Raw genomic sequence first — 22,903 nt, 5'->3', positions numbered from 1 at the left:
ACCCGACGGCCGGCGCGGCGGCGGACCCGGCGACCGGCGCGGCGCCGGTGCGGACGGCCTCGGCCAGCCGGGCGGCCTGGGCGCGCAGCGCGGCCTCGCCGTGGGCGGAGAGCGGGAACGGCAGCGGACCGGTCACGGGGGCGGCCGGGGCCGCCGGGGCGACCTGCGGCACGCTCTCGACGATCATGTGGGCGTTGGTGCCGCTGATGCCGAAGGAGGAGACCGCCGCCCGGCGCGGGCGCCCGTGCTCGGGCCAGTCCCGGGCCTCGGTCAGCAGCCGGACGCCGCCGGCGGTCCAGTCCACCCGGCTGGAGGGGGCGTCGGCGTGCAGGGTGCGCGGCAGCGTGCCGTGCCGCATCGCCTGCACCATCTTGATGATCCCGGCGACGCCGGCCGCCGCCTGGGTGTGCCCGATGTTCGACTTCACCGAGCCGAGCCAGAGCGGGTCCTCGGCGGCGCGGTCCCGGCCGTAGGTGGCCAGCAGCGCCCCGGCCTCGATCGGGTCGCCGAGGGCGGTGCCGGTGCCGTGCGCCTCGACGGCGTCCACGTCGGCGGCGGTGAGTCCGGCGCCGGCCAGCGCCTGGCGGATCACCCGCTCCTGGGAGGGGCCGTTCGGCGCGGCGAGGCCGTTGGAGGCGCCGTCCTGGTTGATGGCGCTGCCGCGGATCACCGCGAGCACCGGGTGGCCCAGCCGTTCGGCGTCGGAGAGCCGCTCCAGGGCCAGCAGGCCCACGCCCTCGCCCCAGCCGGTGCCGTCGGCGCCCTCGGCGAAGGCCTTGCACCGGCCGTCGGCCGACAGGCCCTGCTGCCGGCTGAACTCGATGAACATGCCGGGCGTCGCCAGCACGGTGGCACCGCCGGCCAGGGCCAGTTCGCACTCGCCGAGGCGCAGCGACTGGGCGGCCAGGTGCAGGGCGACCAGCGAGGAGGAGCAGGCCGTGTCCACGGTGACCGCCGGGCCCTCCAGGCCCAGCACGTAGGCGATCCGGCCGGAGGCGACGCTCGCGGTGTTGCCGGTCAGCAGGTGGCCTTCCAGGTCGGCCGGGGCCTCGTGCAGCCGGGGGCCGTAGTCCTGGGCGGTGGCGCCGACGAACACGCCGGTGCGGCTGCCGCGCAGCGCGGCCGGGTCGACGCCGAGGCGCTCGACGGCCTCCCAGGCGGTCTCCAGCAGGAGCCGCTGCTGCGGGTCCATGGCGAGGGCCTCACGCGGGGAGATGCCGAAGAACGCCGCGTCGAAGCGGGTCGCGTCGGTGAGGAACGCCCCGGCGGGGGTGAGCGCGCCGGTCGGGTTGCGGCCCTCGTCGGCGTAGACGCCGGCGATGTCCCAGCCGCGGTCCTCGGGGAAGCCGGTGACCAGGTCGCGGCCGTCGAGGACGGCCTGCCAGAGGGCCTCGGGGGTGTCGATGCCGCCCGCGTAGCGGCAGCTCATGGCGACGATCGCGATCGGCTCGTCGCTCCCGGCGGCGGGCGCCGCGGGCGCGACGGCGGCGGGCTCGCCGTAGAGCAGGCCGGAGAGGTGCTCGGCCAGTCGCAGCGGGGTCGGGTGGTCGAAGATCAGGGAGTCCGGCAGCCGCAGCCGGGTGGCGACGGCGAGACGGTCGCGCAGTTCGACGGCGGTGAGCGAGTCGAAGCCGAGGTCGCGGAAGGTGAGCCGGGCGTCCACGTCCGCGGGGGTCTCGTAGTCGAGGACGGCGGCGACCTGGGCGCGGATCTGGTGGAGCAGCGCCCGGTCGTCCCGGCGCTCGGCGGCGCGCTCGGCCGGAACCCCGGCCGGGGCCTGGGTCGGGGCCGGCGCGGAGGCGGCGGGTTCGACGGCCGGAGCGGCGGGCGCGTCCAGCCAGAAGCGGCGGCGCTGGAAGGCGTAGGTGGGCAGGTCGACCGGTCGGGGGTCGTGGCCGGCGAAGACGGCGTCCCAGTCCAGCGGCACGCCGGCGGTGTGCAGCCGGGCGACGGCGCCGAGCAGGGTCTCCGCGTCGTCGCGGTCCTTGCGCAGGGCCGGGACGAGCGCGCCCTCGGCGCCGGTCTGGCGGGCCATCGCGCAGAGCACGCCGTCGGGGCCGAGTTCGAGGAAGCGGGTGACGCCCCGGCGGTTCAGCGCCTCGACGCCGTCGGCGAAGCGGACGGCCTCGCGGACCTGGCGGACCCAGTAGTCGGGGGTGGTGAGCTGTCCGGGCTCGGCGATCTCGCCGGTCAGGTCGGAGACGATCGGGATCCGCGGCTCGCTGAACGTCAACTCGGCGAGGACCGCGGCGAATTCGGCGAGCATCGGCTCCATCAGGGCCGAGTGGAAGGCGTGCGAGACGGTCAGCCTGCTGGTCTTGCGGCCCTGCGCGGCCCACTCGGCCGCGAACTCCTCGACCGTCTCGACCGGACCCGAAACCACCACCGAGGTGGGGCCGTTGACGGCCGCGACGTCCAGCCGCTCGCCGATCTCCGCGCGCACCTCGGCCTCGGAGGCCTGCACGGCGAGCATCGCGCCGCCCTCGGGCAGCGCCTCCATCAGCCGGCCGCGAGCCGCCACCAGGGCGCACGCGTCCGCCAGCGGGAACACCCCGGCCACGTGCGCGGCGGCGATCTCGCCGATCGAGTGCCCGAGCAGGAACTCCGGTGCCACACCCCAGGATTCGAGCAGTCGGAAGGTCGCCACCTCGACCGCGAACAGCCCGGCCTGGGTCCAGACCGTACGGTCCAGCTCCTCGGCGCCCCCGAACACCACGTCCTTCACCGACCGGCCGAGCAGCGGGTCCAGCTCCGCGCAGACCGCGTCGAAGGCCTCGGCGAACACCGGGAACGCCTCGTACAGGCCCCGGCCCATGCCGACGCGCTGCGAGCCCTGGCCGGAGAACAGGAAGGCCGTGCGGCCCTCGTCCGTCTCCCCGGAGACCACCCCGCGCACGGGCTCGCCGGCGGCCAGGGAGCCGAGGCGGCGCAGCAGTTCGTCCCGGCTGCGGCCGAGCACGGCCGCCCGGTGGCCGAAGGCGGCGCGGGTGGTGGCCAGGGAGTGGCCGATGTCGGCCGGGTCGGCGGCGGGAGCGGTCTCCAGGTGGGCGCGCAGCCGGGCGGCCTGCTCGCGCAGCGCGTCCCCGGTGCGGCCGGACAGCGGCCAGAGCACCGGCGCGTCGGCGGGGGCGGTCCGCTCGCGCGGCTCCTCGGCCCGGCCGGGCCAGTCGGTGAGCACGACGTGGCAGTTGGTGCCGCCCATGCCGAAGGAGCTGACGCCCGCGATCCGCGGGCCCTCGGGCCAGGGTTCGAGGGCGGTCTGCACCCGCAGGCCGAGTTCGTCCAGCGGGATGCGCGGGTTGGGGCGCTCGAAGTTGAGGCTCGGCGGGAGCTGCCGGTTGGCCACCGACAGGACGGCCTTGAGCAGGCCGGCCGCGCCGGCGGCGCCTTCGAGGTGGCCGATGTTGGTCTTGGCGGAGCCGACCCGCAGCGCGGTGTCGGCGGTGCGGCCGGCGCCGAGGACGGTGCCGAGGGCCGCCGCCTCGATCGGGTCGCCGACGGCCGTGCCGGTGCCGTGCAGTTCGACGTAGCGCACCGCGGCGGGGGCGATCCCGGCGCGGCGGTAGGCGGCGGCGAGCACGTCGGCCTGGGCGTCGCGGCTGGGGGTGGTCAGGCTGTCGCCGCCGCCGTCGTTGTTGACGGCGCTGCCGCGGATGACGGCGTGGATCCGGTCGCCGTCGGCGACGGCCCGGGCGACGGTCTTGAGTGCGACGACCACGCCGCCCTCGCCGCGGACGTAGCCGTTGGCGCGCTCGTCGAAGGTGTAGCAGCGGCCGTCCGGGGAGAGCGCGCCGAAGCGGGCCGCGCCGACGGTGCTCTCCGGGGCCGCGATCAGGTGCACCCCGCCGGCCAGGGCGAGGGTGGCCTCGCCGCGCCGCAGGCTGTCGGCGGCGACGTGCACGGCGACCAGGGAGGAGGACTGTCCGGCGTCGACGGTCATGCTGGGGCCGCGCAGGCCGACGGCGTAGGAGACCCGGTTGGCGATCAGGCCGCGCTGCAGGCCGGCCAGGGAGTGCGGGCCGATCCGCGCGGTGCCGCCGCGCTCGGCGAGGGTGGCGTAGTCGGAGGCCATCACGCCGACGAAGACGCCGGTGCGGCTGCCGCGCAGGGCGTCCGGCACGATCCGGGCGTCCTCCAGCGCCTCCCAGCTCAGCTCCAGCATGAGCCGCTGCTGCGGGTCCATGGCGGTGGCCTCGCGCGGCGAGATGCCGAAGAAGCCCGGGTCGAACCCGTCGATCCGGTCGAGGAAGCCGCCGCGGCGCGGCACGTCCCGGTCGGCCGGCTCGCCGCGGTCGACGGGGAACTCCCCGATCGCGTCCACGCCGTCGCACAGCAGCTTCCAGAAGGCGCGCGGGTTCGCGGCGCCCGGCAGGCGGCAGGCGATTCCTACGACGGCGATGGCAGCGTCATCGGCATGGACCTCAGGCATGGGACACCTCAACACGTAATGCGCCGGAAATAGCCGTACGAAATTCACGGGTGGAATCGCCCACCACGTCGACCTGGCGGATTTGGCGTTTCGCAAGGGCCACCGCGGTCCGCCGGGTGGAGATTCCCGTCGTACCTGATGGCGAGTCATCCGCGAGCTTAGGGAGCGGATCCACCGGCACCAACCCCTAAGCAGGGCGGATGCCGGTCCCCGCGGACCGGCCCCACAGTTAGGGGTGCCGGTCCGGGGACTTCCGGCGGGACCCCGGTCCCTTCCCGGGGATCCCCGCCGGCCCTGGGGCCGGTCCGGCGGATCCGTGCCGGACCGGCCCTCGCCGGGTCAGCGGTTCTTGCGCTGGAACGAACGCACCGACAGCGGAACGAAGACCACCAGCAGTCCCACCGACCACAGCACCGTCGCGGCCACCGGGTGGTCCACCGGCCAGGCGTGCGAGCCGGCCACCGTCCCCGGGTTGCCGAACAGCTCGCGGCAGGCGGCGGTCAGGGCGCTGAGCGGGTTCCACTCGGCGATGAACCGCAGCCAGCCGGGCAGCCCGTCGGTCGGCACGAAGGCGTTCGACAGCACGGTCACCGGCATCACCAGCAGCGTGAGCTGTTGCGCCATCTGCTCGTTGGGGACCTTCAGGCCGAAGAAGCAGCCGACCCAGCTGAGCGCGTAGCGCATCAGCACCAGCAGTCCGAAGCCGGCCAGGGCGTTCAGCAGCCCGTCGGAGGCGCGCCAGCCGACCAGCAGGCCGGCGACCGCCATGATCGCGATGCTGAGCAGGCCGCCGACCAGGTCGGAGGCGGTGTGTCCGAAGGGCACCGCGACCCGGGACATCGGCATCGAGCGGAACCGGTTCATCAGTCCGCGCGAGACGTCGCCGGCGACCCTCTCGATCACCGCGACCACCGAACTGGCCGTCACCATGGCGAACAGCCCCGGCATCAGGAAGGCGCGGTAGTCACCGCCGCCCGGCACCTGGATCGCGCTGCCGAAGACGTAGCCGAACAGCAGCACCATCACGGCGGGGAAGATCAGGGCGGCGATCAGCGAGCCGGGTTCCTGCCGCAGCCGGCTGAACTCGCGCCCGACGAGGACGAGGCCGTCCGCCAGGGCCCAGCGCAGACGGGTCACCGGGGTCCGGCGGGCAACGGGGGTGCTCTGGACGGTCATCAGGCGTGGTCCTTGAGTCGGTCGGCGGCTCGGGCGCCGGCCGGGGCGTCGCCGTCGGTTTCGGTGTCGGTCGGGGCCGAGCGGTCGGTGAGGCGCAGGAACACCTCGTCGAGGGTGGGGCGGCGCAGGCTGACGTCGGCGACCGCGACCCCCGCCCTGTCCAGCTCCCGGACGAGCTCGGCGACCCGCACGGCGCCGTTCGCGGACGGCACGCTCAGGCTGTTCTCGCCGGTCTCGGTCGGCTCGGCCCCGGCCAGCCGGTGCAGCACGGCGGCGGCCTGCGACAGCAGCCCCGGGTCCTCGACGACCACGTCGAAGCGGTCGCCGATCATCGACTTGAGCCCGTCGGGAGTGCCCTCGGCGATCACCCGGCCGCCGTCCACCACCGCGATGTCGTCGGCCAGGTGGTCGGCCTCGTCCAGGTACTGGGTGGTGAGCAGCACGGTGGTGCCGTCGGCGACGAGTTCCCGCACGCAGTCCCAGATCTCGCCGCGGCTGCGCGGGTCGAGGCCGGTGGTCGGCTCGTCCAGGAAGAGCACCTGGGGGCGCACGATCAGGCTGGCGACGAGGTCGAGCCGGCGGCGCATGCCGCCGGAGTAGCCGCGCACCTGCCGGTCGGCCGCCTCCATCAGGTCGAAGCGCTCCAGGAGTTCGTCGGCCCGCTGGATCACCTGCCGCCGGGGCAGGTGGTGGAGCCGGCCGAACATCCGCAGGTTGCCGCGGCCGGTCAGCTTCTCGTCCACCGCGGCGTACTGTCCGGTCAGGCCGATCACCGAGCGCACCCGGTCGGCCTGGCGGACCACGTCCAGCCCGGCGATCCTGGCGTGCCCGGCGTCCGGGTCCATCAGGGTCGAGAGGATGTTCACCGCGGTGGTCTTGCCGGCGCCGTTGGGGCCGAGCACCCCGCAGACCGTCCCGGCCGGGACGGCGAGGTCGAGCCCTCGCAGGGCGTGGACCTCGCCGAAGTGCTTGTGCAGTCCTTCGGCGAGGACGATCGGTTCCGCCATGATTTCTCCACTGGGTGTGCCGGATGCGCGGGTCGCGCCGTACGCGGTCGTGGTCCGGTCGCGGCCGACCCGCGGTGGGGAGCCGTGCGCCGACGCCGGGTCAGCCCGCCGACAGCGGGAACTCCCGCAGGCCGCGGATGATGAAGGAGCCCCGCCGGCGCACCGGCCCGGCCTGCCGCAGCCCGGGCATCCGGGAGATGAGGGTCCGGTAGGCCACCTCGGCCTCGAACCTGGCCAGCGGTGCGCCGAGGCAGTAGTGGATGCCGGCCGAGAACGCCAGGGTGTCGTTGCGGCTGACCCGGGTGATGTCGAAGCGGGCCGGGTCGGGGAAGACCTTCGGGTCCCGGTTGGCCCCGGCGGCCACGATCGCCAGTTCGCCGTCGACGGGCAGGGCGACCCCGCCCAGCTCGACCGGCTCGTGGGCGATCCGCCGGTAGGTCTGCACCGGCGGGTCGTGGCGCAGCGTCTCGTTGACCACGGCCTGGGCCAGGTCCGGGTTCTCGGCCACCATCCGCCACTGCTCGGGGTGGCGCAGCAGCGCCAGGATGCCGTTGCCGATCAGGTTGACGGTGGTCTCGGTGCCGGCCAGCGGCAGGAACATGCACAGCGGCAGCAGTTCGTCCATGCTCAGGCTGCCCTCGTCGACCAGCGGCAGCATCCGGCTGATCATGTCCTCGCGCGGCTCGACCCGGCGCTGCTCGACGATCCGGGTGAACAGTTCGGTCATCCCGGCGATGGCGGCGTCCACGCTGCGCGCCTTCTCGTAGGTGACCACGCCGTCCAGCAGCGGGACGATCTCCCGGCTGAGGTGGTGGAAGTGCTCCCGGTCCTCCTCGGGGATGCCGACCAGGTCGCCGATCACCGCGGTCGGCAGGTGGTGGGCGAAGGCGGTCATCAGGTCGAACCGGTCGCCCTCGGCCAGGATGTCGTCGATCAGGCGGTGGCAGATCTCCTCGGCCCGGCCGCGCCAGCGCTCGACGATGCGGGGGTTGAGCGTGGGCATGGTCATCCGGCGCAGCCGGGTGTGGTGCGGCGGGTCGAGGCCGAGCATGGAGTTGTCGAAGTTCATGAACTCCGGCACCTTCTCGCCGTCCGCCTTGCGCACGCCGAAGCGCTTGTCCCGCAGCACCTGGTTGGCGAGTTCGTGGTCGGTGGTGACCCAGGTGCCCAGCGGGCTGCGGTAGATCCGTCCCCGCGCCCGGATCTCCTCGTACGCGGGGTAGGGGTTGTCGGGCGCGCTCAGCACCTTGGCGTAGGGATCGCCCTGGGCGGTGAGCTTGCGCACCAGGTCGTGGAAGAAGCGCATCTGCGCCCGGAGTTGCCGCTCACTCGACTCCATCGTCCTGTGCCCCTTCAGCCTCCGCGGATGGGGCCGAGCGTGGCACGGCGGCGAAGGGGCCGACACCCCTATCCGTGGCCCGGGGAGGCGAAATAGGGGCCGGGGGCCGGGGATCCCCGGAGCCCGCCGCGACGAGCGGTGGCGGTCCGGGACGCCCGGGTGTCAACCGTTCGATCGCGGGAAGTTCCACCGTACGGATGTCACCGGGTCGATCCGGGCGGAGCGGTGCGGGCCGGACACTGGTGGGACCTCGGAGAACGGAGACCAAGACGGTGCCAGCGATCGTCGTTTCGAACCTGCGGATGCAGTACGGCCAGAAGGTCGTCGTGGACGACATCTCCTTCGAGGTGCGGGAGGGGGAGATCTTCGGCATCCTCGGCCCCAACGGCGCCGGGAAGACCACCACGGTCGAGTGCATCGCCGGGCTGCGCAAGCCGTCCGGCGGCAGCATCTCGGTGCACGGCCTGGACCCCCGGCACGACGGCGCCAAGCTGCGCCACATCCTGGGCATGCAGCTGCAGAAGAGCGAGATGCCCGACAAGCTGCGGGTCGCCGAGGCGATGGAGCTGTACGCCTCCTTCTACGAGGACCACGCGGACTGGCGGGAGCTGCTCGCCGAGCTGAACCTGCTGGACAAGATGGACAGTCCGTTCGCCAGCCTCTCCGGGGGCCAGAAGCAGCGGCTGTCCATCGCGCTGGCGCTGGTCGGCAACCCGAAGGTCGCCGTGCTGGACGAGCTGACCACCGGTCTGGACCCGGCGGCCCGGCGGGACACCTGGGAGCTGATCGAGCAGGTCCGCGCCCGGGGCATCACCGTCGTCCTGGTCACCCACTTCATGGAGGAGGCCGAGCGGCTCTGCGACCGGCTGGCCCTGATCGACGGCGGCCGGATCGTCGCGCTGGACTCCCCCGCCGGTCTGGTGGCCGGGGTGGGCGCGGAGCAGAAGGTGCGCTTCCGCCCGACCTCTCCGCTCGACGACGCCATCCTGACCTCGCTGCCCGAGGTGACCTCGGTGCAGCGGCACGGCTCCCAGGTGGAGGTCACCGGCACCGGCAACCTGGTGTACGCCGTCACCTCGGCGCTCGCCCGCAACCAGATCGTCGCGGCCGACCTGCGCGCGGAGCTGGCCAGTCTGGAGGACGCGTTCCTCGCCCTGACCGGCCGCCGGTTCGACCACCCCTCCCATTGATCCCCGGCCCCGTAGCAAGCCCCTGACCCCTAGAAGGAGACCCCCCGTGCGGGCGATGAACCGGCTCACGGCCGTGGAGTTCAAGCTCTTCCTGCGAGACCCGGCCGCGTACTTCTGGACGCTGCTCTTCCCGGTCGCCCTGGTGGTGATCATCGGCAGCATCCCGTCCTCCCGCGAGTTCAAGGCCGACCTCGGCCAGCGCGTCATCGACTCCTACACGCCCGTCACCGTGGTGCTGGCCTTCGCGATGACCGGCCTGTTCATCACCCCGACCTACCTGGTGGGCTACCGGGAGAAGGGCATCCTGCGCCGGCTGTCGACCACGCCGGTGGGCCCGGCCCGGGTGCTGGTCGCCCAGTTGGTGGTGCAGATCACCGTGGCGATCGCCACCACCGTCCTGGTGCTCGCGACCGCCCGCCTGCTGTGGGACGTCAAGCTGCCGGACAACCCGGCCGGCTTCGTGCTCACCTTCCTGCTCTCGGCCACCGCCGTGCTGTCCATCGGGCTGTTCGTCGCCTCGGTGCTCAAGACCACCAAGGCCGCCACCGGCGCGGGCAGCATGCTGTTCTTCCCGCTGATGTTCTTCGCGGGCCTGTACGTGCCGCGCGACCAGATGCCCGCCGCGGTCAACCGGATCGGTGACTTCACTCCGCTCGGCGCCTCCGTCCAGGCCTTCGGCGACGTGGCCAAGGGTCATCTGCCGGGCGCCACGGCGCTGTTGGTCCTGGTCGGCTACACGGTGGTCTTCGGTGTCGCGGCGGCGCGCCTCTTCCGCTGGGAGTAGGCATAGGCTGGAGTTCCGTGATCACGGGCGGTCGCGGGACGGCGGGGAGCCGGGGAGCAGCGGGGGCGAGGAGCAGCACCATGAAGAGCGACGAACCGATCGAGCTCCGCCGCTTCCTCGCCCCCCTGCCGATCGTGCTGCTGAGCGTGGCCACCGTGCTGTGCGTCGTGCAGCCGGAGGAGGGCACGGCCACCGCGCACGTCACCGTCCTCCCGCTGGTCGTGGTGACCGCCGCGTGGACGCTGGCGATGTACACCCTGCGGTCGACGCGGTGGACCGGCCGCACCGGCCCGATGCTGACCTACGTGGCGGGCCAACAGGTGCTGGCCGCGCTGCTGATGACGCAGCACCCGATCTTCTTCGTGTTCGCCGTGATCGGGTTCGTGCAGGCCTACGACCTGCTCCCGCCGCAGTGGGCCTTCGCCAGCGTCTGCGCCACCTCGCTGATCGTCAACCTGATCCCCGGCGGGGTGCCGGACACCCCGGAGCGGATCGCCATCGCGGCCGCCTCGGTCTTCCTCCAGACCTGTCTGATCGGCCTTTTCGGCAACCTGTCGCAGCGCTTCAACGAGCGCAGCGAGGAACGCCGGCGGCTGGTGGCCGAGTTGCAGACGGTGATCACCGAGAACAACGGCCTGCACGCCCAACTGCTGATCCAGGCCCGGGAGGCGGGCATCCAGGACGAGCGGCAGCGGATGGCCCGGGAGATCCACGACACCATCGCCCAGGGGCTGGCCGGCATCGTCACCCAGCTCCAGGCCGCCGACCAGGCCCGGCCGCGGCCCGAGCAGCGCGAGTGGCACCTCGAACAGGCCCGGGTGCTGGCGCGGGAGAGCCTCACCGCGGCCCGGCGCTCGGTGGCCGCGCTGCGGCCGGTGGAGCTCGAGGAGGCGCAGCTGCCGAACGCGATCCAGGACCTCGCCCGGCGCTGGTCGGCCCGCGAGGGAGTCCCGGCCTGCGTGGAGGCCACCGGCGATCCCGTCCCGCTGCTGACGGAGATCGAGATCGCGCTGTTCCGCGTCGCCCAGGAGACGCTCGCGAACGTGGCGAAGCACGCCGCTGCCAGTAAGGTCAGGCTGACTATTTCCTACCTGGAGGACACGGTCATGCTGGACGTTCACGACGACGGGGTCGGCTTCACCGTGACCGACCTCGACGGGCCGCCGCCCGTCGACGGCGAGGGCGGCTACGGGCTGGACGGCCTGCGCCGGCGGCTCGACCGGGTGCTCGGGACGCTGACCGTGGAGAGCGCGCCCGGCTCGGGCACCGCGGTCAACGCGAGCGTGCCCGCGATCCGCCGGGGCGGCGACGCATGAGCGCCTCGACCGCGCCCGTCCGGCTGCTGATCGTGGACGACCACCCGATCGTCCGGGACGGGCTGCGCGGCGCGTTCGCCAACAGCCCCGAGTTCGAGGTGGTCGGCGAGGCCGGCAACGGCGCCGAGGCGCTCGACCTGGTCGCCGAGCTGAAACCCGGCCTGGTGCTGATGGACCTGCGGATGCCGGTGATGGACGGCGTCACCGCGATCCAGCGGCTCGGCGAGAGCGCGCCCGAGGTACGGGTGCTGGTGCTGACCACCTTCGACACCGACAACGACGTACTGCCCGCGATCGAGGCGGGCGCCACCGGCTACCTGCTCAAGGACGCGCCCACCGAGGAGCTGCTGCGCGCGGCCCGGGTGGCGGCGCGGGGCGACGCGATGCTCTCCCCCACCATCACCAAGCGGCTGATGGACCGGGTGCGCCGGCCCAGCCTCGGTGTGCTGAGCGCCCGCGAGCTGGAGGTGATGCGGCTGGTCGCCCACGGCTCCTCCAACAAGGAGGTCGCCGGCAAGCTCTTCATCACCGAGGCCAGCGTGAAGACGCACCTGCTGCGGATCTACGACAAGCTCGGCGTGCGCGACCGGGCGGGCGCGGTCGGCGAGGCGTTCCGGCGCGGTCTGGTGACCTGAGACGGGCCGCCCCCCGTGAGGGGCGGCCCGCCGTCGGTTCCCCGGCCTCTCGTCAGCTCCCGAGCGCGCCGTCGGCTCCCCGGCCTCTCGTCAGCTCCCCAGCTCGTCGTCGATCAGGGCGAAGATGTCCTCCGCCGTCGCCGACTCCAGATCGCTGTCGTCCTGCTCCGCCGACGGCACGTCGGCGTCCCGCAACCGGTCGAGCAGCTGCTCCAGCCTGGCGCGCGCCCCGGCCCGTTCCGCCCCGGCCAGCGCGACCAGGTCGGCCTCCATCCCGGCCAGCCGGCTGAGCAGGTCCTCGACCGGATCGGCCTCCGGCAGCAGGCTCTCCCGCAGGTGGCGGGCGAGCGCGGCGGGGGTCGGGTGGTCGAAGACCAGGGTCGGGGGCAGCCGCAGGCCGGTGGCGGTGTTCAGCCGGTTGCGCAGCTCGACCGAGGTCAGCGAGTCGAACCCGAGGTCCTTGAACGGCCGGTCGGCCGCGACGGCGTCCGTCGAGCCGTGTCCGAGGACCACCGCGGCGTTCCCGGTGACCAGGTCCAGCAGGGCGGCGTCGCGCTGGGCCTCGGCCATCGCGGCCAGCCGCTCGGCCAGCGCCGGGCCGTCCGGGCGCCGGTTGTCGGCGGCCCGGCGGACCGGTCCGCCCACCAGCGCCCGCAGCAGCGCGGGCACCGGGTGGGCGGCGGCGCGCAGCACGCCCAGGTCGATGTCCACCGGTACCAGGTGGGAGCGGCCCACGGTGCGCGCCCGGTCGAACAGGGCGAGCGCGCGGGCGGTGGACAGCGGTGCGCTGAGGCTGCCGGCCCGGGCCTGGTCGACCTTCCCGAGGTGGCCGGTGAGCCCGCTGGCCTGCTCCCACAGACCCCAGGCCAGCGACTGGCCGGCCTGGCCGGAGGCCGTCCGCCGCGCGGCCAGGGCGTCCAGGAAGGCGTTCGCGGCCGCGTAGTTGGCCTGCCCGCCGGAACCGAAGGTGCCCGACACCGAGGAGTACAGCACGAACATCGACAGGTCCAGGTGGGCCGTCAGCTCGTGCAGGTTGAGCGCCGCGTCCACCTTCGGGCGCAGCACGCCGGACAGGCGCTCGGGCGTCAGGGCGCCGAACACCCCGTCGTCCAGCACACCGGCGGCGTGCACCACGCCCGTCAGCGGACGGGTGAGGCCCTCGAGCAGCCGGGCCAGCGCGGTGCGGTCGGCCGCGTCGCAGGCGACGACCTCCGCCTGAGCACCCGACGCAGCCAGCTCGGCGAGGAGTTCCGGCACACCCGGGCCCTGCGCACCGCGACGGCTCAGCAGGGTCAGGTGGCGCACGCCGTGGCCGGCGGCCAGGTGCCGGGCCAGCAGCCCGCCCAGCGTCCCGGTGCCGCCGGTGATCAGCACCGTGCCCTCGGGGTCCGGCTCCACCGGCAGCGTCAGCACGTTCTTGCCGACGTGCCGGGCCTGGCTGACGTGCCGGAAGGCACCGATCGCGTCCCGGACGTCCCAGGCGGTGATCGGCAGCATCCGCAGCGCACCGGCCTCGAACAGCTCGATCACCTCGTGCAGGATGCCGCCCATCCGGGCCGGTCCGGCCTCGCCCAGGTCGAAGGCCCGGTACCAGAGGCCGGCCGGCTGCCGGACGTCGGTCTTGCCCATCTCCAGGAAGCGCCCGCCCTCGGCCAGCAGCCGCAGCGAGGCGTCGGTGAACCCGCCGGCCAGCGAGTTGAGCACCAGGTCGACCCCGCGCCCGCCGGTCGCGGCGCGGAACCGCTCCTCGAAGGCGAGGTCGCGGGAGGAGGCGATGTGCGCCTCGTCCAGCCCCAGTTCCCGCAGCGTGCGCCACTTGCCGGGGCTGGCGGTGCCGTACACCTCCAGCCCGAAGTGGCGGGCGAGTTGGACGGCCGCCATGCCGACGCCGCCGGCCGCGGCGTGCACCAGCACCGACTCGCCGCGCTTCGCGTCGGCGAGGTCGCGCAGCCCGTAGTAGGCGGTGGCGAACACCAGCGGCACCGAGGCGGCCTGAGCGAAGGACCAGCCCTGCGGGACGCGGGCCAGCAGCCGCCGGTCGGTGACGGCCCGGACGGCCGCGCCGCCGGCGAAGAAGCCGAAGACCCGCTCGCCCGGGGCGAGGTCGGTCACCCCGGAGCCGACCTCCAGCACGACGCCGGAGGCCTCGGAGCCCATCACGGCCGTCCGGTCCGGGTACATGCCCAGACCGATCAGCACGTCCCGGAAGTTGACGCCCGCCGAGCGCACCGCGACCCGGACCTCGCCCGCGCCCAGCGGCGCGTCGGCGTCCGGCGCGGCCACCAGCGCCACGTCCTCCAGCCCGGTGCCCCGCCCCGCGAGACCGAGCCGCCAGGCACCCGCGGGCTCCGGCGGGGCCAGCCGGGCGACGCTCGCCTCCCGGACCAGCCTCGGCACCCTGATGTCGCCGCCGCGGACCGCGAGTTGGGGCTCCTCGCCGCCCATCAGGGCGGGCCAGCCGGCCCACGGGTCGGCCGCGCCGCCCTGCGGCTCGAGGTCCACCAGCACGATCCGGTCCGGGTTCTCGGTCTGCGCGGAGCGGACCAGTCCCCACACGGCGGCGCCGGCCAGGGAGGCCTCGCCGGCGCTGCCGGACCCGGCCTCGGTCGCCCCGCGGGTGAGCACGACCAGCCGGGAGTCGGCGAACCGCTCCTCGGCCAGCCAGGCCCGTACCTCGCCGAGCACCCGGGCGGTCACCTCGTGCACGGCCTCGGCCCCCTGGGCGTCGGCGGCGCGGTCGGAGACGGCCAGGACGGTCACCGGCGGTACGGCAGCGCCCTCGTCCAGGGCGGCGACCAGGCCCGCCAGGTCGCCGTGGCGGCGGACCGGCCCGCCCTCGGGGGCGGTCTCGCCGACCACCGCCCAGGCGGCTCGGTCCGGCTCGGCCGCACCGGCCGCCGGGGGCACCGGCCGCCAGTCCACCGCGAACAGCGCGTCCGGTCCGGTGTCGGCCGAGGCGCCGAGCGCTTCCGGGGACACCTCGCGCATCACCAGCGAACGCACCGTCGCCACCGGGCTTCCGGTGCCGTCGGCCAGCCGCAGCGCGACCCCGTCGGCGGCCCGGGTGATCCGCGCCCGCAGGACGGAGGCCCCCACCGCGTCCACCCGGACGCCGGTCCAGGCGAACGGCAGGGCGGTGCCCTCGACCTCGCTCCCGCCGGCGAAGCCGACGGCGTGCAGCGCGGCGTCCAGCAGCGCCGGGTGCAGGGCGAAGCCGGCCGCGTCCTGCGCCGCCTGCTCGGGCAGCGCGACCTCGGCGTAGACCGCGTCCTCGGCCCGCCAGACGGCGCGCAGGCCGCGGAAGGCCGGCCCGTAGCCGTAGCCGCCGTCGGCCAGCGTGTCGTAGAAGCCGTCCAGCGGCACCGGCTCGGCGGCCGGCGGCGGCCAGGCCGTCAGCTCGAAGTGCTCGGCGGGCGAGGCCTGCTCGGTCCCGGTCAGCAGGCCGGTGGCGTGGCAGGTCCAGGGCGTCCGGTCGCCGTTGTCGGCCCGGGCGTGGATCTCCAGCCGGCAGTCCCCGTCGTCGCCGGGCGCGGCCACCCGGACCTGGACCTGGACCTCGCCCCGCTCGGGGAGCGTGAGCGGGGAGCGCACCACCAGTTCGTCCAGCACCGTGCGGCCGACCTGCTCGCCGGCCCGCAGCGCCAGTTCGACCAGCGCGGTGCCGGGCACCACCGTTCGGCCCAGCACGGCGTGGTCGGCCAGCCACGGGTGGCTCGCCGTGGACAGCCGGCCGGTGAGCACCGCGCCCTCGTCCCCGGCCAGGGCCAGGACGGCGCCCAGCAGCGGGTGCCCGGCGGGCGCCTGCCCGAGCGCCGCCACGTCCCCGGCTCCGGCGACCGGCCGAGGCCAGTAGCACGCGCGCTGGAAGGCGTAGGTGGGCAGTTCCGCGCGCGGGCCGGCCGGCAGGGCCGCCGCCCAGTCGACCGGGGCACCGGCCGTCCAGATCCGGCCGAGGCCGTGCCACAGCGCGTCCACCTGGTCCCGGCCGGCCCGCTGGAGCGGGGCGAGCACGGCGTCCGGGAGGCTCTGCTGGGCCAGCCCGCAGAGCACGCCGTCGGGGCCGAGCTCCAGGAAGCGGGTCACGCCGTGCTCGCCCAGCCAGGCGACGTCGTCGGCGAACCGGACGGCCGCCCGGACGTGGCGCACCCAGTAGTCCGGCTCGGTGAGCAGCCCGGGTTCGGCGATCGTCCCGGTGACGTTGGACAGCAGCGGGAGGCGCGGCTCGGCGAAGGTCAGCTTCTCCAGGACGGAGGAGAATTCGGCGAGCATCGGCTCCATCAGGGCCGAGTGGAAGGCGTGCGAGACGGTCAGCCGGCGCATCCGGCGGCCCTCGGCCTGCCAGCGGGCCGCGAACTCCTCGACGACCTCGGTCGGGCCCGAGACCACCACCGAGGTGGGGCCGTTGACGGCGGCGACGTCCAGCCGCTCGCCGATCGCCTCGCGGACCTCGTCCTCGCCGGCCTCGGCCGCCAGCATCGCCCCGCCCTCGGGCAGGGCCTCCATCAGCCGGCCGCGCGCCGCGACCAGCGCGCAGGCGTCCGCCAGCGAGAACACCCCGGCGACGTGCGCCGCCGCCACCTCGCCGATCGAGTGACCGAGCAGGAAGTCCGGCGCCACGCCCCAGGACTCCAGCAGCCGGAAGGACGCCACCTCCACGGCGAACAGCCCGGCCTGGGCCCAGACCGTACGGTCCAGGTCCTCGGCGCCCTCGAACACCACGTCCCGGACCGGCCGGTCCAGGTACAGGTCCAGCTCCGCGCAGACCGCGTCGAACGCCGCCGCGAAGGCGGGGAAGGCCTCGTAGAGGTCCCGGCCCATGCCCACCCGCTGCGCTCCCTGCCCGGTGAACAGGAACGCCGTACGGCCTTCGACGGCCGTGCCCGCGACCACGCCCGCGCCGGGCTCGCCGGCGGCCAGCGCCGCCAGCTCCCGGGCCTGCTCGGCCCGGTCCGCCCCGACCACCACCGCGCGGTGCGCCAGCGCCGTCCGGCCGGACAGCGCCCGGGCCACCTCGGTCCGCCCGTCCTCCGGGCGGGCCGTCAGGTGGTCGCCGAGCCTGGCTGCCTGGGCCCGCAGCGCCTCCGGGCTCTGCCCGGACAGCGGCCACGGCACCGGGCCGTGCGGCCGCTCGGCGGGCGCGGCCGGGGCCGGCTCGCCCTCCTCGATGATCACGTGGGCGTTGGTGCCGCTCATGCCGAAGGAGGAGACGCCGGTACGGCGCGGCCGTTCGGCCCGCGGCCAGGGCCGCGCCTCGGTCAGCAGTTCGACCGCACCGGTGGACCAGTCGACGTGCGGGGTGGGCCCGTCCACGTGCAGGGTTGCCGGGAGCGTGCCGTTCCGCATCGCCATGACCATCTTGATGATCCCGGCGATGCCGGCGGCGGCCTGGGTGTGGCCGATGTTGGACTTGATCGAGCCCAGCCAGAGCGGCTCCCCGGAGCGGTCCTGCCCGTAGGTGGCGAGCAGGGCCTTCGCCTCGATCGGGTCGCCGAGCCGGGTGCCCGTCCCGTGCGCCTCCACGGCGTCCACCTCGGCGACCGACAGCCCGGCGTTGGCCAGGGCCTGACGGATCACCCGCTCCTGCGCGGGGCCGTTCGGGGCGGTCAGGCCGTTGGAGGCGCCGTCCTGGTTGACCGCGCTGCCCCGCACGACGCCGAGCACCCGGTGCCCGTTGCGGCGCGCGTCGGAGAGACGCTCCAGCAGCAGGATGCCGACGCCCTCGCCCCAGCCCGTACCGTCCGCGCCGGCCGCGAAGGCCTTGCAGCGGCCGTCGGCGGCCAGGCCCAGCTGCCGGCTGAACTCCACGAAGGCCGACGGGGTCGCCATCACCGTGGCGCCGCCCGCGAGGGCCATGGTGCACTCGCCGCGGCGCAGCGCCTCGGCGGCCGAGTGCAGCGCGACCAGGGAGGAGGAGCAGGCGGTGTCCACGGTCATCGCCGGGCCCTCCAGCCCGAACACGTACGAGATCCGGCCGGAGAGCACGGCGGCCGCGGTGCCGGTGCCCCGGTGCCCCTCGCTGTCGGACTGGCCGGAGAGCAGCGCCGCGTAGTCCTGGCCGTTGGTGCCGATGAACACGCCGGTGCGGCTGCCGCGCAGCGCGCGCGCGTCCACCCCGGCCCGCTCGAAGGCCTCCCAGACGGTCTCCAGCAGCAGCCGCTGCTGCGGGTCCATGGCCAGCGCCTCGCGCGGGGAGATCGCGAACAGCGCCGGGTCGAAGTCGGCGACGCCGGACAGGAATCCGCCGGCCCAGGTGGCGTCCGTGCCCGCCTCGCCGGAGGGCGCCGGGAGCGGCGGCCAGCCGCGGTCGTCGGGCAGCGCGGAGACCGCGTCGACCCGGTCGGCGACCAGCTGCCAGAGCTGTTCGGGGCTCTCGACCCCGCCCGGGTAGCGGCAGCTCATCGCGACGATCGCGATCGGCTCGTCCACGGCGCCGGCGGCGCTCGGCACGGTCTCGGCCGCCGCCGCGGTGCCGAGCAGCTCGCCGCGCAGCTGGGCGGCGAGTTCGCGCGGCGTGGGGTGGTCGAAGACCAGGGTGGCGGACAGCCGCAGCCCGGTCTCGGCCACCAGGGCGTTGCGCAGTTCGAGTGCGGTGAGCGAGTCGAAGCCGAGACCCTTGAACGGCGTCTCCGGCGGGACGTCGCCCGCCTCGCGGTGGCCGAGCACGGCCGCCGCCAGCCGCCGGACCAGGTCGAGCAGGATCCGCTCCTGCTCGACGGGCGGAAGCGCGGCGAGCCTCCCGGCCAGCGGGGAGACCCCCTCGGCCGGGGCGGTGGCCGGGGCTTCCAGTGCCCGGACCACCTCGGGCAGGTCCTCGATCAGCGGACGGCGGCGGCTGGCGGTGAAGGCCGGGGCGAAGCGCTCCCAGTGGACGTCCGCCACCGCGACGCAGGCCTCGCCGCCGCCGACGGCCCGGTCGAGCGCCTGCACGGCGAGGGCCGGGTCGAGCAGGGCGAGCCCGCGCCGTCGCAGGAAGTCCTCCGACTCCCCCTGCACGGCCATGCCGGCCTCCGCCCAGGGGCCCCACGCCACGGCCAGCGCCGGGCGGCCGGCCGCCCGGCGCTGCTCGACCAGGGCCTCCAGGTAGGCGTTGGCGGCGCCGTAGACGGCCTGGGCGCCGGAGCCCCAGGTGGCCGAGATCGAGGAGAAGACGACGAACAGCTCCAGCGGCAGGCCGGCGGTCAGCTCGTCCAGGTGCGCGGCGCCGTCGGCCTTTCCGCCGAGCACGGCGGCGATCTCCTCGACGGCGGTGTCCATCAGCGGGGTCGCCTGGCCGATGCCGGCCGCGTGCACCACGCCGGTCAGCGGGAGTTCGGCCGGGATCGCGTCGAGCACCGCTGCCAGTGCCGCCCGGTCGGCGGCGTCGCAGGCGGCGACCGTCACCCGGGTGCCGAGGCCGGTCAGCTCGGCCACCAGCGCGTCGACGCCCTCGGCCGCCGAGCCGCGCCGGCTGGTCAGGACCAGGTGGGGGGTGCCCCGGCGGGAGAGCCAGCGGGCCACCTCGGCGCCGAGCGCCCCGGTTCCGCCGGTCACCAGGACGGTGCCCGGGGGCGGCCCGAGCGGCTCGGGCCCGTCCGGGCGGGCGGCCCGCACCAGACGCCGGACGTAGGTGCCGGCGCTCCGGACGGCCACCTGGTCCTCGGTGCCGGTCAGGACGGCGGCCAGCCGGGCGGCCGTCCTGGCGTCCTCGGCGGGCGGCAGGTCGACCAGCCCGCCCCAGCGCTCCGGCAGCTCCAGGGCGGCGGCCCGGCCGAGGCCCCAGAGCTGCGCCGCCGCCGGGTCGGACGGCCCGTCGGAGCGGCCGGTCGAGACTCCGCCGCGGGTGGCCAGCCAGAGCGCGGCGTCGAGGCCCGCGTCGCCGAGCGCCTGGATCAGCGCGACGGTGGCCGGGACGGGCTCGGGGTGCCGGGCCGGGCAGGCCACCACGCCGGCCGGGGCGATCGCGAGCTCGCGCAACCGGGCGGCCAACTCGGCCCGGGTGTCGCCGGGGCCGAGCTCGACCGGGACCACCTCGGCGCCGGCGGCGGTCAGCAGCCGCTGGGCGTCGGTGTCGCCCGGGGTCGAGACGACCAGCCAGGTGCCGGTGAGCGTCCCGGCGGCGGGCGCGTCGGTGAGCGGCTTCCAACGGACCCGGTAGCGCCAGGAGTCGATGACGGCCTCGTCCTGGCTGCGGCGCCGGAAGGAGGACAGGGCGGGCAGCACGGCCCGCAGCTCGCCCGGGTCCGCGGCCACGCCGAGGGCGCCGGTCAGCTCGGCCACGTCCTCGCGCTCGACGGCGGACCAGAAGCCGCTCTCGGCGGCGCTCTCCGCGCCCGCCGTCCCGGCCACGGGCGCGGCGGCGGGGCCGGCCCAGTAGGACTGGTGCTGGAAGGCGTACGTGGGCAGGGCGACGTGTCCCTCGCCCCGCCCCGGGTGGACCGCCGACCAGTCCACGGCCGCGCCCGCCGTCCAGAGCGCGCCGACGGCGGCGTGGAAGGTGCGCACGCCGTCGTGGCCGGGGCCGCGCAGGACCGGCGCGAAGGTGCCCTCGACGCCGGCCTGTCGGACCATCCCGCACAGCACGCCGTCCGGGCCGAGCTCGGCGTACCGGGTCACGCCCCGGCGGCCCAGGGCCTCGACGCCGTCGGCGAAGCGGACGGCCTCGCGGACCTGGCGCACCCAGTAGTCCGGTGTGGTGAGCAGCCCGGGCCCGGCGATCTCGCCGGTCAGGTCGGAGACGAGCGGGACGCGCGGCTCGGCGAAGGTCACGTCCGCCAGGGCGGCGGCGAATCCGTCGAGCATCGGCTCCATCAGCGCGGAGTGGAAGGCGTGCGAGACCGTCAGCCGGCGGGTCCTGCGGCCCTGGGCGGCCCACTCGGCCGCGAACTCCTCCACCACCTCGGCCGGCCCGGAGACCACCACCGAGGTGGGACCGTTGACGGCCGCGATGTCGAGGCGGTCGCCGATCGCCGCGCGGACCTCCGCCTCACCCGCCTGCACCGCCAGCATCGCGCCACCGCTCGGCAGCGCCTGCATCAGCCGGCCGCGCGCCGCCACCAGGGCGCAGGCGTCCGCCAACGGGAACACCCCGGCGACGTGCGCCGCCGCCACCTCACCGATCGAGTGCCCGAGCAGCACGTCCGGCACCACGCCCCAGGATTCGAGCAGCCGGAAGGAGGCCACCTCGACCGCGAACAGCCCGGCCTGGGCCCAGACCGTACGGTCCAGGTCCTCGGCGCCCCCGAACACCACGTCCTTGAGCGGCCGGTCCAGCAGCGGGTCCAGCTCCGCGCAGACCGCGTCGAACGCCGCCGCGAAGGCGGGGAAGGCCTCGTACAGGTCCCGGCCCATGCCCGCCCGCTGCGCCCCCTGCCCGGTGAACAGGAACGCCGTACGGCCTTCGGCGACCGCACCGGTGACCACCCCCGCGCCGGGCTCGCCCGCGGCCAGCGCCGCCAGCCCCTCGCCGAGGACGGCGGCCGAGTCGCCGAGCACCACCGCGCGGTGCTCCAGCCCCGCCCGGGTGACGGCCAGCGCGTGCCCGGCGGCCGCCAGGTCGGGCCCGGTCGCCAGGTGGTCCCGCAGTCGCTGCGCCTGTCCGCGCAGCCCGTCCGGGGTCTTCGCGGACACCGGCCAGAGCGTCGCGCCCGGGGCGCCGCCCGTCTGCGGCGCGGGCAGCGGGTCGCCCTGCTCCAGGATGACGTGGGCGTTGGTGCCGCTGATGCCGAAGGAGGACACGCCCGCACGGCGCGGCCGGTCCGCCTCCGGCCACGGCCGGGCCTCCGTCAGCAGTTCCACCGCACCGGCCGACCAGTCCACGTGGGACGTCGGCTGCTCGGCGTGCAGGGTGGCCGGGAGCAGCCCGTGCCGCATCGCCTGCACCATCTTGATGATGCCCGCGACACCGGCCGCCGACTGGGTGTGGCCGATGTTGGACTTGATCGAGCCCAGCCACAACGGCCGGTCCTCGGGGCGCTCCTGGCCGTAGGTCGCCAGCAGCGCCTGCGCCTCGATCGGGTCGCCCAGCTTCGTTCCGGTGCCGTGCGCCTCCACCACGTCCACCTCGGACGGGGCGAGCCGCGCCGTGGCCAGCGCCTGCCGGATCACCCGGCGCTGCGCGGGGCCGTTCGGCGCCGTCATCCCGTTGGAGGCGCCGTCCTGGTTGACCGCGCTGCCCCGCACCACCGCCAGCACCTGGTGCCCGTTGCGGCGCGCGTCCGAGAGCCGCTCCAGCAGCAGCAGTCCGACGCCCTCGCCCCAGCCGGTGCCGTCCGCGCCGGCGCCGAAGGAGCGGCAGCGCCCGTCCGAGGCCAGGCCCTGCTGGGCGCTGAAGGCGTGGAAGACCTCCGCGTTGGTCAGCACCGTCACGCCGCCGGCCAGCGCCAGCGTGCACTCGCCGGCGCGCAGCGCCTGGACGGCCAGGTGCAGGGCCACCAGCGAGGAGGAGCAGGCGGTGTCCACGGTGACGGCCGGGCCCTCCAGGCCGAACACGTACGCCACCCGGCCGGAGAGCACGCTGGTCGCCCCGCCGGCCAGGACGTACCCCTGGTCGGCGTCGGCCGCACCGACGCCGTAGCCGGAGGAGGTCGCGCCGACGAACACCCCGGTCCGGCTGCCGCGGACGGTGTCCGGCGCGATCCCGGCCCGTTCGAAGGCCTCCCAGCCGCTCTCCAGCAGCAGCCGCTGCTGGGGGTCCATGGCCAGGGCCTCGCGCGGGGAGATCCCGAAGAACGCCGCGTCGAAGCGCTCGGCGCCGTCGAGGAAGCCGCCTTGGGCGGCGAGGTCGCTGGCCGCGGCGTCCGCGCCGAGGCCGTCCGCGCTCCAGCCGCGCTGCTCGGGGAAGGGCGCGATCGCGTCGGCGGCCCGTTCGACCAGCCGCCAGAGGTCGTCCGGCGAGGCGACGCCGCCGGGGTAGCGGCACGCCATCGACACGATCGCGACGGGTTCGCTGACCGCGGCGGTCAGTTCCCGGTTTCGCGCGCGAAGCTTCTCCGTCTCCTTGAGGGAAGCTCGCAACGCTTCGACATAGTCCTGGGTAGAGGCCATCGCAA

At 75.4% G+C, this 22,903-nt stretch carries 9 protein-coding genes; 4 read left to right on the top strand and 5 right to left on the bottom strand.

What is annotated here, in order from left to right; translation table 11 throughout:
• From ABZ449_RS25155 to ABZ449_RS25140, 4 genes are all read right to left on the bottom strand, one after another.
• Nucleotides 1-4,429, bottom strand: a 4,429-nt coding sequence (locus tag ABZ449_RS25155; protein ID WP_360349913.1) for a beta-ketoacyl synthase N-terminal-like domain-containing protein, incomplete at its 3' end; no start/stop codon positions are given.
• A 339-nt stretch (nucleotides 4,430-4,768) separates the two neighbouring features.
• Nucleotides 4,769-5,605, bottom strand: a complete 837-nt coding sequence (locus ABZ449_RS25150) for an ABC transporter permease (protein ID WP_360349910.1) — start codon at nucleotides 5,603-5,605, stop codon at nucleotides 4,769-4,771.
• Nucleotides 5,605-6,612: an ATP-binding cassette domain-containing protein gene (locus ABZ449_RS25145; RefSeq protein ID WP_360349907.1), complete on the bottom strand. Its 1,008-nt coding sequence runs from the start codon at nucleotides 6,610-6,612 to the stop codon at nucleotides 5,605-5,607. Before ABZ449_RS25145 ends, ABZ449_RS25150 begins: the two co-directional genes overlap by 1 nt.
• 100 nt (nucleotides 6,613-6,712) lie before the next feature.
• Nucleotides 6,713-7,951, bottom strand: a complete 1,239-nt coding sequence (locus tag ABZ449_RS25140) for a cytochrome P450 (protein ID WP_360349904.1) — start codon at nucleotides 7,949-7,951, stop codon at nucleotides 6,713-6,715.
• A 272-nt stretch (nucleotides 7,952-8,223) separates the two neighbouring features.
• Here ABZ449_RS25140 and ABZ449_RS25135 point away from each other — a divergent pair, with 272 nt between their 5' ends.
• The 4 genes from ABZ449_RS25135 to ABZ449_RS25120 all read left to right on the top strand — a co-directional run bounded on the left by ABZ449_RS25135 (nucleotide 8,224) and on the right by ABZ449_RS25120 (nucleotide 11,876).
• Nucleotides 8,224-9,141, top strand: a complete 918-nt coding sequence (locus tag ABZ449_RS25135) for an ABC transporter ATP-binding protein (RefSeq protein ID WP_360349902.1) — start codon at nucleotides 8,224-8,226, stop codon at nucleotides 9,139-9,141.
• A gap of 55 nt (nucleotides 9,142-9,196) precedes the next feature.
• The gene (locus ABZ449_RS25130; protein WP_360349916.1) at nucleotides 9,197-9,925 is read left to right on the top strand and encodes an ABC transporter permease; all 729 of its coding nucleotides are present in this window, start codon (nucleotides 9,197-9,199) and stop codon (nucleotides 9,923-9,925) included.
• An 80-nt stretch (nucleotides 9,926-10,005) separates the two neighbouring features.
• Nucleotides 10,006-11,241 (top strand): sensor histidine kinase, encoded by a 1,236-nt coding sequence (locus ABZ449_RS25125; RefSeq protein WP_360349899.1) that lies wholly within the window; start codon nucleotides 10,006-10,008, stop codon nucleotides 11,239-11,241.
• Complete coding sequence (locus ABZ449_RS25120) at nucleotides 11,238-11,876, top strand: response regulator transcription factor (protein WP_360349896.1); 639 nt, start codon at nucleotides 11,238-11,240, stop codon at nucleotides 11,874-11,876. Before ABZ449_RS25125 ends, ABZ449_RS25120 begins: the two co-directional genes overlap by 4 nt.
• A 90-nt stretch (nucleotides 11,877-11,966) precedes the next feature.
• Here the strand turns inward: ABZ449_RS25120 and ABZ449_RS25115 are convergent, their stop codons facing one another.
• Nucleotides 11,967-22,898: a type I polyketide synthase gene (locus ABZ449_RS25115; protein WP_360349893.1), complete on the bottom strand. Its 10,932-nt coding sequence runs from the start codon at nucleotides 22,896-22,898 to the stop codon at nucleotides 11,967-11,969.
• Nucleotides 22,899-22,903 lie beyond the last annotated feature (5 nt).

Origin of the sequence: Kitasatospora sp. NPDC005856 (genome assembly GCF_040629945.1) — a bacterium.
GTDB lineage: Bacteria > Actinomycetota > Actinomycetes > Streptomycetales > Streptomycetaceae > Kitasatospora.
The sequence above is the reverse complement of the archived record's forward strand: the minus strand, read 5'-3'. Positions and strand labels throughout refer to the sequence as shown.

Excerpts from the sequence above, each read along its gene's own strand:
- ABZ449_RS25150 (WP_360349910.1), bottom strand. The coding sequence starts at position 5,605 with ATGACCGTCCAGAGCACCCCCGTTGCCCGCCGGACCCCGGTGACCCGT.
- ABZ449_RS25145 (WP_360349907.1), bottom strand. The coding sequence starts at position 6,612 with ATGGCGGAACCGATCGTCCTCGCCGAAGGACTGCACAAGCACTTCGGC.
- ABZ449_RS25140 (WP_360349904.1), bottom strand. The coding sequence starts at position 7,951 with ATGGAGTCGAGTGAGCGGCAACTCCGGGCGCAGATGCGCTTCTTCCAC.
- ABZ449_RS25130 (WP_360349916.1), top strand. The coding sequence starts at position 9,197 with ATGAACCGGCTCACGGCCGTGGAGTTCAAGCTCTTCCTGCGAGACCCG.
- ABZ449_RS25125 (WP_360349899.1), top strand. The coding sequence starts at position 10,006 with ATGAAGAGCGACGAACCGATCGAGCTCCGCCGCTTCCTCGCCCCCCTG.
- ABZ449_RS25120 (WP_360349896.1), top strand. The coding sequence starts at position 11,238 with ATGAGCGCCTCGACCGCGCCCGTCCGGCTGCTGATCGTGGACGACCAC.
- ABZ449_RS25115 (WP_360349893.1), bottom strand. The coding sequence starts at position 22,898 with ATGGCCTCTACCCAGGACTATGTCGAAGCGTTGCGAGCTTCCCTCAAG.